The following is a 14209-nucleotide window of genomic DNA, read 5'->3' on the forward strand; positions in this document are numbered from 1 at the left end:
GAAACATGCTTCTTCACGTCGTCTTCCTCCCGGCCCTTGTCTGCCGAATCCCACGTCAGCTCATGCCCGCACGATGTGCATCAGCCGCAACCCATCGTACTGGAAAATAACGCGGATCGGTGCGACACATTGTAGGGGCGCGACCGCCGGTTGCGGTCATCAAAGCCGCGGCATCGATGTCGCGATTGATGGGGTGATCATGTGGGGATCGATCTTATCGGAATGGGCGAGCCTGCTGCTCCGCTGGCTGCACGTGGTGGCGGCGATCGGCTGGATCGGCAGCTCGTTCTACTTCATCCATCTCGATCTCAGCCTGAAGCCAAGGGGGGACCTGCCGGACGGCGTGCAGGGCGAGGCCTGGCAGGTCCATGGCGGCGGCTTCTACCGGATCATGAAATATCTGGTGGCGCCGAGCCAGATGCCGGAGGAACTGACCTGGTTCAAATGGGAAGCCTATACCACCTGGCTGTCCGGCTTCGCGCTGATGGTGGTGGTCTATTATCTCGAGGCCGACCTGTTCCTGGTCGACAAGTCGATCCTCGACCTGACGCCGTTCCAGGCGGGCCTGTTCAGCTTCTGTAGTCTTGCGCTGGCGTGGCTGCTCTATGAGGCTGCCTGCCGCAGCGGACTGGCACAACGCGAGCTGCCCTTTGCCATCGGCGGCTATCTGTTCCTGGTCGCGCTGACTTTTGCCTTCACCCACGTGCTGAGCGGCCGCGGCGCCTTCAACCAGATCGCGGCGATCATCGGCACCATCATGGTCGCGAATGTCTTCGCGGTGATCATCCCGAACCAGAAGAAGATCGTGGCCGCCCTGATCGCCGGACAGGCGCCCGACCCGAAACTCGGCAAGACCAGCAAGGAGCGCTCGGTCCACAACAACTACCTGACGCTGCCGGTCGTCGTGCTGATGATCAGCAACCATTATCCGCTGCTCTACGCCACCCGCTTCAACTGGATCATCGTCGCGATCATCCTGGCACTCGGCCCCGTGATCCGTCACTTCTTCAACGAGCGGCATGCCGGGCGCAAATCGCCATGGTGGGTGTGGGGCGTCGCGGCGGCCGGCGTGATCGCGATCTTCTTCCTCTCCGCTGCCGGCCCGCGCGAGGTGAAGACAGGTGCACTATCGGCACAGCCTACGGTCGCCAATGTCGAGGAGATCGTGATGTCCCGCTGCAGCATGTGCCACGCGGCCGAGCCAGTCTGGGCCGGTATCGTGACAGCGCCGAAAGGCATCCTGCTCGACGGTCCCGAGAACATCCACCGCAATATCCGCCTGATCGGCCGCGTGGCCGCATGGTCCAGCGCGATGCCCCCGGGCAACATCACCGAGATGACCAGCGAGGAGCGCGCGATCCTCGCCGCCTATATCAGCGAGCAGGCTCGCTGACGCCGTCCCGGCGTCGATGCAGCGTTTCGCGGAATGAAATTCCGCATCTGCCGCAGATTTGAAAATGACTTGAGCGCCTATCCAGCGTAGACAGGGCGAGCGGCCGCAGGTCGCGGTCCGAAGTCAGTTTGCACCCGCCCCAAGGAAATCACAGTGGCCCTCAAGAATGTCATCGGTATCGACCACGCCGTGGTCATGGTGAAGGACCTCGACAAGGCTGCCGAGAACTACAGGCGGCTCGGCTTCACCATCTCGCCGCGCGGCACCCACAGCGCGCATATGGGCACCGGCAACTACACCATCATGTTCGACCCGGACTATATGGAGCTGCTCGGCGTGCTGGCTGCGACCGAACACAACGCGCCGGCACGCGCCTTCCTCGACAAGCAGGGCGAGGGCATCGAGCGCATCGCCTTCACCGCGGTCGATTCCGCCGCCGGCGCGGAGGAGATCCGCGCGCGCGGCCTGGTGCCGATCGGGCCGACTGATTTCGAACGGCCGGTGACGCTGCCGAATGGCACGGTGTCGGCGGCAAAATTCCGCACCTTCATGTGGCCGACCGCGGAAGCGCCGGGCGGCGTGCGCATCTTCGCCTGCCAGCACAAGACCCGCGACACCGTGTGGATTCCCGAGCTGATGAAGCACGCCAATGCGGCCAAGCGGATCAAGCAGACGCTGATCGCAACGCCCGAGCCCGCGACGGAAGCAGCGCATCTGGCGCGCCTGATCGACCGCGAGCCGAAGCCTGATGCCGACGGCGCGGTCACCGTGCCCTCCGGCGGCGATCGCGCCGATTTCGTCTATCTGACGCTGGATCAGCTCGGAAAGCGTTATCCCGGTGTAACGCTCGCAGGGCTGTCCGAACGCGGCGGCGCGGCGCTGGTGCTCGTGAGCGGCGATCTCGCGGCGACCGAGAAGGCGCTGGGTTCGGCCGGCGTCCGCAGCGGGGCTGCGATCTGCGTGCCGCCGGCCCAGGCCAACGGCACCCTGCTCGCCTTCATTGCCGGCTGATTTGAGCTAATTCTTTAACGTGTGTTTACCCGGCGGCCCTAGGATTCCCGGCAGTCCAAGCCGCCCGGGGCCAAGCGCATGTTCAAGGAAGGCTCGCCGATCGTCTATGACGCGCCGGCTGAACTGAAGAAATGGCCGTCGCTGAAGGGCGAGCGGCAGAAGGACCGAGGTCCGCCCTATCTCGTCTACAACGGCACGCTCGCCGATTGCGTCCGCGAGCTCATGGAAAAGCCGATCAAGGGCATCTCGCTCTACGACATCATGACGAGGCCGCAGCCGGCCTTCGAGCAGACCGTGCTGTCGCCCGGCGACGCCGCCGAGATCGCCTTGCGCAAGGACTTTCCAAAGGCGTAAGCGCCACCCAACCGCCGTCACACCACTTGCAGCGTTGCATGTCCCCGCGGCCCCGTAGATCCGCGGGGCTGACGTCGCATTTTCTGCAGCAGGAACACCGTACTAACACCGGCGGTGTCCCGGAATCGCAGCTTCGCCGCAATTGCGGTTAAGAAGTCCTTGTCACCGGCGCGCGCTGGTCGTTCCCCACAGTTCGAGGACATTCACCGAGATGCGATTTCTCGTCGCGGCTTGCGCTGCGTTCCTGACTCTGATCTGCGACCTCGGCTCGTCGCCGTCCTGGCAAGCATCACATCTCGACAACTCCACTCCCAAAGCCGATCGCGCACCGTCACTGGTTCCGCTCGTCGAGCTCTTCCTCGCAAGCGTGCAGGCCATCGAGCTCGCAAATGCGCGCGCATCCTACGAAGAGGCGATCGAGCCGACGCGCGCGATCGAACCTGTGACGCAGACCCCGGCTTCGCCAACCGAACAATTCTGCCGCGCGCTCAGGGAAGCGGCCGAGGCCAGCGGCATTCCGGTGCCGTTCTTCGCGCGCCTGATCTGGCAGGAGAGCCGTTTTCGTTCCAACGAGGTCAGCGAGGCCGGCGCTCAGGGCGTCGCGCAATTCATGCCGGAGACGGCCGCGGAGGTCGGACTCGATGATCCCTTCGACCCGATGAAGGCCTTGCCCGCATCGGCAAAGTTCCTGCGCAAGCTCCGCGACGATTTCGGCAATCTCGGCCTCGCCGCCGCCGCCTACAACGCCGGCCCGGGTCGTATCCAGAAATGGCTTGCCAGGGAAAGCGGACTGCCGCGCGAGACGCGCGATTATGTCCGGATCATCACCGGCACCAACGCCGAAGACTGGACCGAGCGCTCCGAGGCCCTCGCGATCCGGATCGACCTGCCGCGCGAAGCGCCCTGCGAGGGCATCGGCGCCCTGTCCAAGACAAAGGACGTCGCCTGGGTTCCAGTGAATCTGACGCCTACGGCCGCCAATATCATTCGCAAGGCCGAGCAACTGGCCGCACGCATGACGGCGAACCGGGCGCGCAAGCGGCTTGCATCCTTGATCCGGAAGAGCAGCCACGGCAAGGCACGCGGCATGATCGCGGCGCGCGCGACCGGAAAGAGCGCGAAAGCTCGCGCCGTCCGCATCGCCGCGCGCGAACGTTCCTCCGGCTAGGTCACACCGGCTTCTCGTCGTCGGTCACTGGCGACGTCACCACTAGGAACACGAGATCGGTCAGGCCCGAATTCGAGATCGCGTGCTCGACGCCCGGCGGCAGGAAGATCACGTCGTGCTTGCGCACGACATGGTTCTTGCCTGCGATCTCCATCAGCCCCTCGCCGTCGAGCACGTGATAGACCTGCTCCTGCACCTTGTGATGATGCCGTGCCACATAGGCCATCGGCTGGTACATCGAGATGCGGTAGTCGATGCGGCGCGAGCCGGCGGTCTCCGGCATTACCAGCGGCTTCGACAGCGCTCCGCCGAAGTGATTGGGGAATTCGCGCCAGGGCACCTCGGCGATATTGCGGATGAAGGCGCCGTTGCTCTCCTCGGCCATGATCGTGCTCCTTTCGCGCGACTCAATTCACCAGCGCGCCACCATCGACATAGACGATCGATCCCGTGGCGAAGCCGTTGGTCATGAAGCTCGCAATCTGCTGGGCGATGTCCTCCGCCATGCCGACGCGGCCGACCGGCAGCGCGGCAGCGGTCTTTGCCAGCATCTCCTTCCGCGCCGCTTCAGGCATCGCCGCCCGGATCGGCGTATCGATCACCCCCGGCGAGACCGCATTCACGCGCACCGGCGCAAGCTCGAGCGCGAGCGCGCGGGCCAGCGATTCCAGCGCGCCATTGGCCGCACTGATGATCGCCGAGTTCGGCCGCGGCCGAACGCTGAGAAAGCCGGTGACCAGCGTCAGCGATCCGCCCGGCCGGATCTCGGCCTCCCGCGCCACGCGCCAGGCACCCCAGAACTTGCCTTCCATGGTGGCACGCACGTCGTCCATCGCGACCGTCTTGAAGGGCCCGGTGCGGAGCTGCGCGGCCGTCAGCACGACGTGATCGACGGGACCGGTGCGACGGAACAGATCAATGACGCTCTGGTCGTCGGTGACGTCTGCGGAAATGGCCGTCACCCTCAGCCGCTCGGCGATGGGATCAAGCTTCGCGGCGCTGCGCGAGGCGATGATGACGTCGGCGCCTTGCGCCTTGGCCAGCTCCGCCGTGGCGAGGCCGATGCCTGAGGAGCCGCCGATCACGACGACCTTCTTGCCTGCGAGCGTCATTCCCATCTCCCCGATATCTTGTTGATTGGCGATTGATAGCGGCGCGATCAGCCCGGCTGGAAACGTGTGCCGATGCCGGCCTTGCTCTGGCCGAGGCCTGGCAATTCCCAGACACCGGCGCCAATCGGATTGATGTCGGCGGCAATATCGACGTCGATCAGATAGGGTTTGTTGGCGGCAATGCCCTTGCGGATCGCCTCACCAATGTCGCCGGCGCGATCGACCCGCACGCCTTCGACGCCGCAGGCGCGCGCCATCGCCGCGAAGTCGGGATTGTAACGTTGGCCCGTCTCCGGATGCCTGAAGTCGGTCGCAAGCTCGCGCCCGCCGAGATAGCCGCGCTGAAGTCCGCGGATCGAGGCATAGGCGTAATTGTTCCAGACCACCCAGACCACGGGCAGATTGTACTCGACCGCCGTACCCAGCACGTTGGCGTGCATGAAGAAGGCACCGTCACCGCACACCGACACGCAGGGACGATCGGGCGCGGCGAATTTCGCGCCCATCACGCCGGCGACGCCGAAGCCCATCGGGCCAAAGCCCATCGAGCCGATCAGCGAATCCGGCCGCTTCGGCTTGCAGAAGCCGAGCAGCCAGTTGTGATGCACGCCGATGTCGGAGACCAGGATCGCATCCTCCGGCAGCGCCTTGTCGATCTCGGCCGCCGCGCGCTGCGGATTGATCGGCGTGGTATCGTCGGAGAAGCCGGGCGCGACGAACTTGTCCCACTCCTTGCGATAGGTGTCGATCTGCGCCAGCCATTTTTTGCGCGCATCGGATTTCTTGAAGAGATTATCGCGGCGATCGAGCTCGGCATGGATCTGACGCAGGAAGGTGCGGACGTCGGCCATCAGCCCGAGCGCGACAGGATAGTTGCGGCCGATCTCCTCGGGATCGATGTCGACATGGATCAGCCGCGTTGGCGGGATCGTGAAGGAATAGCCGGGAATCCATGAGCTCGACGTGCGGTCGTCGAAGCGGACGCCGAGCGCGAGCAGCACGTCGGCCTGGCGGGTCGCATGATTGGCCTGATAGTGGCCGGCGCGYGCGACGAGGCCAAGCGCCAGCGGATGATTGACGTCGAGCGCGCCGAGACCGCTCGCGGAGGCCGCGACGGGAATCTGAAGCCGCTCGGCGAGCTTGCGCAATTCGTCCGCCGCGCCGCCATAGCGCACGCCCTGCCCGACCAGCATCACCGGCCGCTCCGCTGAAAGCAGCATGTCGACCGCCTTCTCGACGCCTTCGGGATCGGCACCACAACGGCTGGAGATGTTGGCGCTCCACTCGCTGGCCTTCGGTGCCTCTTCGGCAGCAGCCTCCATGAAGACGTCGAACGGTACGTCAATCACCACCGGCCCCGGCCGCCCCGTGACCATGGTCTTCCAGGCCTGCCGCACCGCGAGCGGCACCATCTCGCCGCGCGTCGGCTGAAACACCTTCTTGCACATCGTGCGCACGGTGGAGGGAAAGTCGGCCTGGTAGTGCCGGTACATCTCCTGGAACGCGCCGCGATTGAACTGGCTGGTCGGCACGTTGCCGGTGATCGCCATGAACGGCACGGAATCGAGGAAGGCGTTCGCGAGCGAGATCGGCAGATTGGCTGAGCCCGGCCCGCAGGAGGTGAAGGTCGCCGTCGGCCTGCCKGAGACGCGGTAGTAGACGTCGGCCATGAAGCCGGCGACGCTCTCGTGATGCACGGAGATCGTCTTGATCTCGGAGGAGCGCTCGTACAGCGCGTCGATGAACTGGATGTTGCCGTGGCCGCAGAGCCCGAACACCTGCGGCACTTTTTCCTGGATCAGGTAATCGACAATGACCTGGGCGCCGTTGAGCATGTTTTTCGACATCAACCCGTCTCCCGCCGGCCCACGACTTCTTGTGGACCGATGCGGAAAACGCGGCCGGTCATCGCTGAGCCGCGGACACCCTATTTCTCATAATGCTGTACGTCAATTTATATTGTGGTAGTCTGTCAGCTGAGGAAACGCGAGGCTCCGCGCCGACGGCTGTGCTGGTTGCGTGCTACTGTCGAACGAACGGCGTCATGACGATTCACCAGAGGGGGCCTTGTCCTTGAGATCGCGTACCAAGCCCGCTACCGGCGAGAAGCCTGCAAGTCCACGCAAGACCGCGATCGCCAAACTCATCCCCGCGCCGCAAGCCGATGGCGACGACGAGGCCGACGACAAGCAGCGTGGCGGTGGCGTTCAGTCGCTCGGCCGCGCCTTCTCGATTCTCGAAGAGGTGGCGCGTCATCGCGAAGGGATCGGGCTTGCGGAGCTCAGCAAGCTCGTCGGCCTGCACAACTCGACCACCTTTCATCTGGCGAAGACGCTGGTCACGCTCGGCTACCTTCGCCAGGAGAAGGACAACAAGCGCTATCGCATCGGCCGTCCGCTGTTTGCGCTCGCGGCATCCGCGCTCGACGAGATCGAGATGGTCAACGTCGCGACCCCCGTTCTGGAGGAGCTGTCGCGCCAGACCAGCGAAAGCAGCCATTTTGCCGTGCGGATGGGCGATGCCGTGATCGTCATTGCGCGCACGAGCGGCCCCGGCGCGTTCCAGCTGACCGACCGCGTCGGCGTGGTGCGGCCCGCGCACTGCACCGCGCTCGGCAAGATCATCCTCGCCTCGCTCCGCCCCGAGCAGCTCAAGCGGTTCATCGATCGCGCGGAACTGAAGCCGTCGACGCCGAAATCCATCACCGACGCCGGCGCGCTGATGCGCGAGATCGCCGAGGTGCAGCGCACCGGCGTCGCCTTCGACGACGGCGAATTCAACATGGAGGTGCGCTGCGTCGCCGTGCCGGTGACCGACTTCACCGGCCAGGTGATCGGCGCGCTCGGCATTTCCGGCCCGATCTGGCGGCTCTCCAACCAGGCCCTGCACGCCAGCGCGCAGGTCGTACAAGCTGCCGCCGACCGGCTCTCGGCCGAATTCGGGGCCAAGGGCGCGGCGCGCAAAGCGCTCACGCAAAAGGCCTGAGCCGCGCCCAAGCGGCGATTTTGCCGGTTGACACCGGCGATGGCGTTCGGGATTATCCTCCAGCATTAGAAAAACATCTCTCACAATGTCGGATAACCGATCTTGAAGGGAGACACACGATGCACCGGGAGGACACAAAGATGATCCGCTACCCGCGACGGACGTTGTTACGGGCGGGCGCCGCGTTCGCAGGCGCGTCCGCACTTGGGTTTCCGGCAATCGTGAGGGCCCAGGCCGAGAGGATCCGGATCGGTCACCTGACGCCGCTCACCGGCTTTCTCGGCGTGATCGGCAGCTACGCACAGCTGGGCGCAAAGCTCGCGGCGGAGGAGATCAATCAGTCCGGCGGCCTTCTGGGCAAGCCGATCGACCTGCTCTCGGAAGACTCGATCAATCCAGCCACCGCGGCCACCAAGGCACAGCGCATGCTCGAGCAGGACGGCGCGGTGGTGCTGCTTGGCGAGATTTCCTCGGCCTCCTCGCTCACCATAATGCAGGTCGCCGAACGCAACAAGAAGGTGTTCTTCTCGACCGGCGCGCGCTCGGACGCGCTGCGCGGCAAGAACTGCAACAAATATTCGTTCCACTGCGACATCCCGAACACCGTGATGGTCAACGCGGTCGGCACCGCGCTATCGCAAAAGGGCATGGTGAAGGGGAAGAAGTTCTTCACGCTCACCGCCGACTACATCTTCGGCCATGATCTGTTGAAGGCCGCGAAGACCTTCTTCAGCGCGCACGACGCCAACCTGATCGGCGACGAATTGATCGCGACCGACGTCACCGATTTCAGCCCGTATCTGCTCAAGGTGCGGCAGGCGAAGCCCGACGTGGTCTGCTGCAACCTCGCCGGCAACCAGGTCACCAACCTGGTCAAGCAATATGCCGAGTTCGGCCTGCCCTATCCGCTGGTCGGCTTCAACCTCAACACCGGCGACGCCTGGGCGGCGGGCGCCGGCAATCTCAGCGGCACCTGGCCGACGGTCTGGTATCACACGCTGAACAATCCGGCGTCGCAGGCCTTCGTCGCAGCCTTCAGCAAGAAATACGGCAAGCCGCCGGAGAACCACGCCTGGATCGACTACATCACGCTGAAGCTGCTGGCGGAAGCGATCAACACCGCCAAGTCGACCGCGAGCGACGAGCTGATCGCCTATTTCGAGAAGCAGACGCAGTTCGACATCGGAAAAGCGCGAAGAGCCTATTTCCGCACCTGGGATCACCAGCTCGTGCAGGAGGCCTATCCGTTCACCGTCAAGCCGAAAGACCAGATGAAGGACCAGTGGGACATGCTGGTACTCGGCGATGCGGTGCCGGCGGCGAATGATGCGCTGGAACAGATCTATCCGACCAGAGAACAAAATCCCTGCGAGATGAAGGCCTGACGCGCGCCCTCGCGGCAAGGACGCAACATGCAGTTCGAGTTCTTGCTGGAACAGGTGGTGAATGGCCTCGTGCTCGGAGGCTATTACCTGCTCATCGCGCTCGGACTGTCGCTGATCTTCTCGGTCGGCGGCATCGTCAACCTCGCGCACGGCGCCTTCTACGCGCTCGGCGCCTATGTCTGCGTCGAACTGACCAAGCGCCTCGGCTTCGGCGCCGCCGTGGTGGTCTCGCCGTTCGCGGTCGCGCTGCTCGGCATCCTCTTCGAGCGCTTCATCCTGCGACGCTTCTACACGGCCGACCCGATCCTCAGCCTGCTCGTGACCTTCGGGCTTGCGATGGTCGCCGAGCAGGCGATCCGCATGATCTGGGGCGCCGCGCCGGTGTCGACCGAGATCCCGCAGAGCTTTCGCGGCTCTGTGATCGTCGGCGACTTCCTGTTCTCGCGCTATCGTCTCCTGATCCTGGGTGTCGTGGCGGCGATTCTGGTCGGGGTCTGGCTGCTGCTGCACAAGACCTCGTTCGGGCGCGTGGTGCGCGCCGGCATCCAGCGGCCGGACATGGTCGCGGCGCTGGGCATCCGGCTTCAGCCCTACATGACCGCGATCGTGATGCTCGGCGTCGGCATGGCCGCGCTCGGCGGCGCCTTCTTCGCGCCGATCACGACCGTGCACCCGGCGATGGGCGCCGAGATCATGACGATCGCCTTCGTCGTGGTGGTGATCGGCGGGCTCGGCAGCTTCTGGGGCGTCATCATCGCGGCGCTCCTCGTCGGCGTCGTGCGCGGCATCGCCATCCATTTCGAGCCGGCCGCCGGTGAGGCCTCGATCTACATCCTGATGTTTCTGGTGCTGCTGGTGCGCCCGCGCGGCCTGCTCGGCGAGCGCATCGAGAAGTTCGAATGACCCGGGCCTCGACCATCGACAGGCTCAAGCCGCTGCTGATCGCGACGATCGCGGTCATCGCGCTGCCCTTCGTGCTGAAGGCGCTCGGCCTGTCGCTCAACACCGGCACATGGATGCTCGGTCTTGCCATCGCGGCGATGGGGCTCAACCTCTGCATCGGCTACACCGGCCTCGTCTCGTTCGGCCACAGCACCTGGTTCGGCATCGGCGCCTATGCCGCCGGACTGATCCAGCTTCGCGTCTTCCCCGGCGAAATCTGGCTGCCGCTGCTCGGGTCGATGATCGTCGTCGCGATCGCATCGGCCGTCACAGGCCTGCTGATCCTACGCCGGCGCGGCGTCTATTTCTCGCTGCTGACGCTGGCGCTGGCCGCGCTGGTCTACACCACCGCCTTCCGCTGGACCAGCCTGACCGGCGGCGAGGACGGGCTCGGCGGGCTGAAGCGCGGTGACATCGGGCCGATCAGTCTCGACAGCGCGCTCAGCTACTACGCCGTGGTCGCCGCGATCGGGCTCGTCGTGCTCTATATCCTCATGCGCCTGGTGCGCTCGCCGTTCGGGCATGTGCTGGTGGCGATCCGCGAGAACCAGCTGCGCGCGGGTTTTCAGGGCTATCCGGTCGAGCGCTACAAGCTCGCCGTGTTCGTGATCTCCGCCGTTGTCACCGGCCTTGCCGGTGCGTTGATCGCGTTCCTGAACTATCTGGTCTCGGCCGAAGCCGTCTCGGTGCCGTTCGCCGGCGAACTCTTGGCCATGGTCGTGATCGGCGGCATGCGCAGCCTGCTCGGGCCTGCGCTCGGCGCGGTGTTCTTCATCCTGTTCAGAGAACTGTTCTCGATCTGGACGTCGGACTGGCTGTTCTGGTTCGGCCTCATCTTCGTGGCGTTCGTGATGTATTCGCCCGGCGGCCTCGTCGGCATCGGTTCGGTGATCATGCGGCGCTTCCGTCCCGCGCCGGAGGAAACCGCCGCGATGAGCCGGCGCAAGATCTATGACGGGCTGCCGCTGCCGGACTTTTTGCGGCCGGAGGCGTTGAAGGGCACGGTGCTGGAGGTCAGCGGCGTCTCCCGGAAATTCGGCGGCATCCGCGCGGTCGAGAATGCGAGCATCACGGTTGCGGCAGGCGAGATCCACGCACTGATCGGGCCGAACGGCGCCGGCAAGACCACGCTGTTCAACCTGGTCTCCGGCCTTTACGCGCCGGACCAGGGCACCATCCGCCTCAACGGCCGCGACATCACCGGCGTGCCGGCGAATCTGATCTGCCACCGGGGGCTGGCGCGCTCGTTCCAGATCACCAATCTGTTTCGCGGGCTCACGATCTACGAGAATTTGCGCCTGTCGCTGCAGGCTCGGCGCGCCATGCGCTTCAACATCTGGAACGACATCGACGCGTACCAGGACATCCACGCCGAGACTGCCGCGCTGGTCAAATTCCTCGGACTCGAAGGCATCGAGGAGATCGAGGGCGGCGAGCTGTCCTATGGCGGGCAGCGGCTGGTCGATCTCGGCATCGCGCTCGGCTCCAGGCCGCAGGTGCTGCTGCTCGACGAGCCGCTCGCGGGCCTTGCCGCCGCCGAGCGCGAACGCGTCTCGAATCTCGTCAGGAACATCGCGACCAACATTCCCGTGCTGATCGTCGAGCACGACATCGACCGTGTGCTCGGCTTCTCGCAGGTCGTCACCGTGATGAATCAGGGCGAAGTGCTGATGTCGGACTGCCCGAAGGCGGTGCGGGCCGACCTGCGGGTGCAGGAGATCTATACCGGCAAGGGCATTCCCGCGGTCGAGCACCGCCGCAGCGGCAGCGCGGCCGGCGCGCACGCGACCGTGCTGCGGCTCGATCGCGTCAACACGTTCTACGGCAAGAGCCACATCCTCAGCGACGCCGCGCTCGACGTGCGCGAGGGCGAGATCGTCGCGCTGCTGGGGCGCAACGGCGCCGGCAAATCGACGCTGCTGAAGACCATCGCCGGGCTGGTGCCGGCGGCGTCCGGGACCATCGACTATCGCGGCACGGACATCGCAACCCTCCCCGCGCCCGACATCGCACGGCGCGGCGTCGGCTATGTGCCGCAGGGCCGCGGGTTGTTTGCCGGCATGACCGTGCGCGAGAACCTCGCGCTCGGACGCCTGGCGCGCAAGACCGACGGCAGCGACGGCGTGGCGTGGGACGAGGAGCAGATCCTGCACACTTTCCCGCGCCTGAAGGAGCGCATGAACATCGCGGCCGACTATCTCTCCGGCGGCGAGCAGCAGATGGTCGCGGTCGCGCGTGCCATGTCGGGCAATGTGCGCCTGCTACTGCTCGACGAGCCGTTTGAGGGCCTCGCGCCGGCGGTGACGCTGGAGCTGTTCAAAGTGTTCGACCAGCTGCGCCGGCAGATGTCGATCGTGATCGTCGAGCACAATCTCGACCTCGTGCTGGCGCTTGCCGACCGCGTCTTCGCGCTGGAGCGCGGCGCGGTGTTTCACCAGGGGCCGGCGGCGCCGCTGCTCACCGATCTCGGCTATCGCAAGCAGATCCTGTGGCTGTAGCCGACGCTCCCGCACAAAAAACGCGAAAACAACCCCATGCACAGTAGCCGGCGGTTGCCGGCATGACGCGTTGCCCGACGGACAAAACTCCTTGATTTGCCGGGCAAAACGGCGGCACGACGGCCCCATCGGGCTCGTCCCGGGCATCCACGTTCCTTGTACCGCAGGCGGCAGACGTTGATCTCAATCCGACTTGATGTTGGCCGCCGCCACGACCTCGGCGAGTTCCTTGGTCTCCTTCGCGATCTTGGCGGCGTAGTCCGCCGGGCTGAGCAGGCTCACCACGCCCTGCGAGCCGAGCCGTTCTTGCACCGCCGGATTCTTCGCGGCCGCGACGATCTCCCGGTGCAGCGTCTCGAGGATCGGCGCGGGCGTCGCCTTCGGCATGAAGAAGCCGACCCAGAACGAGAGGTCGAAGCCGGGATAGCCGGCTTCCGCGACGGTCGGCACATCCGGCAGCGACGGCAGCCGCTCGGCCGATGACACCGCGAGCGCGCGCAGCTTGCCGGCCTTCACCAGCGGCACCGCGGACAGGGGATCGAACACCGCCAACACCTCCTGCGCGAGGATGCCGACCTCGGACGCAGCGCCACCGCGATACGGCACGTGGATCATCTTGATGCCCGCCTTCTGGCCCAATAGCTCCATGGCGAGATGGGCGAGGTTGCCGTTACCGCCCGAGCCGTAGGCGAGCGCGCCCGGCGCGGCCTTGGCCGCGGCAACGAGATCGGCCACGGTGTTGATGCCGGCGGTCTTGGGGTTCTCGGGATTGACCACCAGCACGAGCGGCGCCGAGACGACGGTGGTGAGCGGCGCGAAGTCGCTGATCGGATCGTAGCGGATATCCTTGAACAGCGTCTTGTTGAGCGTGATCGTGGATGAGTTGCAGGCCAGGACGGTGTAGCCGTCGGCTTCCGCATGCGCCACGCCTTCGGCGGCGATCATGCCGTTGGCGCCGGCGCGGTTCTCGACCACGAAGGGCTGTCCGAGCTTGTTGCCGAGCCGGTCGGCGACGATGCGCGCGACCACGTCGACCGGACCGCCCGCGCTGAACCCGACCATGATCTTGACCGGACGCACCGGATATTTTGCCGCATCGGCCTGCGCCGCGAGCGGCACGGCGCATAGGCCGGCGATGACCGCCAGCAGGCGAAGCGTTGGTCGCATTGGTTCTCTCCCCGGGGCCGGCGTCACTTCTGTGCTCGATGGCGTGACGCATTCGACGGCGATGATTAGCGGTCGCAGCGATTTACGCAATCGCGTTTCTGCCGCGCCGCGCCCCGGTTCAATTCCGCCGCGCGGCAAGCGAGGCCTGCAAAATCATTTGACCCGTCGGGCAAAACACCGGCACAATGTCATCC

At 65.4% G+C, this 14209-nt stretch carries 12 protein-coding genes; 8 read left to right on the plus strand and 4 right to left on the minus strand.

The genetic code is table 11. The annotated features are described in order from the left end of the window. Nucleotides 1-199 precede the first annotated feature (199 nt). The 4 genes from ACXJMY_RS12685 (at nucleotide 200) to ACXJMY_RS12700 (ending at nucleotide 3926) form a co-directional block, all read left to right on the plus strand. A complete protein-coding gene (locus ACXJMY_RS12685; protein ID WP_456619674.1) occupies nucleotides 200-1393 on the plus strand; it encodes a urate hydroxylase PuuD in 1194 nt (397 codons plus the stop codon). 153 nt (nucleotides 1394-1546) lie between these two features. Continuing rightward, on the plus strand, nucleotides 1547-2404 hold the full coding sequence (locus tag ACXJMY_RS12690; RefSeq protein WP_456619675.1) for a VOC family protein: 858 nt from the start codon (nucleotides 1547-1549) through the stop codon (nucleotides 2402-2404). A gap of 78 nt (nucleotides 2405-2482) precedes the next feature. After that, nucleotides 2483-2758, plus strand: coding sequence for a hypothetical protein (locus ACXJMY_RS12695; RefSeq protein ID WP_456619676.1), 276 nt, complete (start codon nucleotides 2483-2485; stop codon nucleotides 2756-2758). 211 nt (nucleotides 2759-2969) lie between these two features. Then, entirely contained in the window at nucleotides 2970-3926 is a 957-nt protein-coding gene (locus ACXJMY_RS12700) for a lytic transglycosylase domain-containing protein (RefSeq protein WP_456619677.1), read from the plus strand. 1 nt (nucleotide 3927) lies between these two features. On the opposite strand, the gene ACXJMY_RS12705 is transcribed toward ACXJMY_RS12700, so the two are convergent. From ACXJMY_RS12705 to ACXJMY_RS12715, 3 genes are read right to left on the minus strand one after another with little or no spacing between them, the layout of a single operon-like run. Continuing rightward, nucleotides 3928-4311 carry a cupin domain-containing protein gene (locus ACXJMY_RS12705; protein WP_092185744.1) on the minus strand — a complete coding sequence of 128 codons (384 nt, stop codon included), beginning with the start codon at nucleotides 4309-4311 and terminating at the stop codon, nucleotides 3928-3930. Between the two features lie 22 nt (nucleotides 4312-4333). Beyond that, a complete protein-coding gene (locus ACXJMY_RS12710) occupies nucleotides 4334-5038 on the minus strand; it encodes an SDR family oxidoreductase (protein ID WP_456619678.1) in 705 nt (234 codons plus the stop codon). 47 nt (nucleotides 5039-5085) lie between these two features. Next, on the minus strand, nucleotides 5086-6885 hold the full coding sequence (locus ACXJMY_RS12715) for a thiamine pyrophosphate-binding protein (protein WP_456619679.1): 1800 nt from the start codon (nucleotides 6883-6885) through the stop codon (nucleotides 5086-5088). Between the two features lie 226 nt (nucleotides 6886-7111). On the opposite strand from ACXJMY_RS12715, the gene ACXJMY_RS12720 reads away from it, so the two are divergent. The 4 genes from ACXJMY_RS12720 to ACXJMY_RS12735 all read left to right on the plus strand — a co-directional run bounded on the left by ACXJMY_RS12720 (nucleotide 7112) and on the right by ACXJMY_RS12735 (nucleotide 12848). Next, the gene (locus ACXJMY_RS12720; protein WP_456619680.1) at nucleotides 7112-8023 is read left to right on the plus strand and encodes an IclR family transcriptional regulator; all 912 of its coding nucleotides are present in this window, start codon (nucleotides 7112-7114) and stop codon (nucleotides 8021-8023) included. Between the two features lie 140 nt (nucleotides 8024-8163). Continuing rightward, nucleotides 8164-9408 carry an ABC transporter substrate-binding protein gene (locus ACXJMY_RS12725; protein WP_456619681.1) on the plus strand — a complete coding sequence of 415 codons (1245 nt, stop codon included), beginning with the start codon at nucleotides 8164-8166 and terminating at the stop codon, nucleotides 9406-9408. 27 nt (nucleotides 9409-9435) lie between these two features. Continuing rightward, on the plus strand, nucleotides 9436-10311 hold the full coding sequence (locus ACXJMY_RS12730; RefSeq protein WP_456619682.1) for a branched-chain amino acid ABC transporter permease: 876 nt from the start codon (nucleotides 9436-9438) through the stop codon (nucleotides 10309-10311). Further along, nucleotides 10308-12848, plus strand: coding sequence for a branched-chain amino acid ABC transporter ATP-binding protein/permease (locus ACXJMY_RS12735; RefSeq protein ID WP_456619683.1), 2541 nt, complete (start codon nucleotides 10308-10310; stop codon nucleotides 12846-12848). Before ACXJMY_RS12730 ends, ACXJMY_RS12735 begins: the two co-directional genes overlap by 4 nt. A gap of 183 nt (nucleotides 12849-13031) precedes the next feature. On the opposite strand, the gene ACXJMY_RS12740 is transcribed toward ACXJMY_RS12735, so the two are convergent. Then, nucleotides 13032-14015 (minus strand): Bug family tripartite tricarboxylate transporter substrate binding protein, encoded by a 984-nt coding sequence (locus ACXJMY_RS12740; RefSeq protein ID WP_456619684.1) that lies wholly within the window; start codon nucleotides 14013-14015, stop codon nucleotides 13032-13034. Between the last annotated feature and the right edge of the window lie 194 nt (nucleotides 14016-14209).

The sequence above is a fragment of the Bradyrhizobium sp. P5_C12 genome, assembly GCF_054049735.1.

What these genes read in the sequence shown, in the direction of transcription:
- ACXJMY_RS12685 (WP_456619674.1), top strand. Translation starts at nt 200, where the DNA reads ATGTGGGGATCGATCTTATCGGAATGGGCGAGCCTGCTGCTCCGCTGG.
- ACXJMY_RS12695 (WP_456619676.1), top strand. Translation starts at nt 2,483, where the DNA reads ATGTTCAAGGAAGGCTCGCCGATCGTCTATGACGCGCCGGCTGAACTG.
- ACXJMY_RS12700 (WP_456619677.1), top strand. Translation starts at nt 2,970, where the DNA reads ATGCGATTTCTCGTCGCGGCTTGCGCTGCGTTCCTGACTCTGATCTGC.
- ACXJMY_RS12705 (WP_092185744.1), bottom strand. Translation starts at nt 4,311, where the DNA reads ATGGCCGAGGAGAGCAACGGCGCCTTCATCCGCAATATCGCCGAGGTG.
- ACXJMY_RS12710 (WP_456619678.1), bottom strand. Translation starts at nt 5,038, where the DNA reads ATGACGCTCGCAGGCAAGAAGGTCGTCGTGATCGGCGGCTCCTCAGGC.
- ACXJMY_RS12725 (WP_456619681.1), top strand. Translation starts at nt 8,164, where the DNA reads ATGATCCGCTACCCGCGACGGACGTTGTTACGGGCGGGCGCCGCGTTC.
- ACXJMY_RS12730 (WP_456619682.1), top strand. Translation starts at nt 9,436, where the DNA reads ATGCAGTTCGAGTTCTTGCTGGAACAGGTGGTGAATGGCCTCGTGCTC.
- ACXJMY_RS12735 (WP_456619683.1), top strand. Translation starts at nt 10,308, where the DNA reads ATGACCCGGGCCTCGACCATCGACAGGCTCAAGCCGCTGCTGATCGCG.
- ACXJMY_RS12740 (WP_456619684.1), bottom strand. Translation starts at nt 14,015, where the DNA reads ATGCGACCAACGCTTCGCCTGCTGGCGGTCATCGCCGGCCTATGCGCC.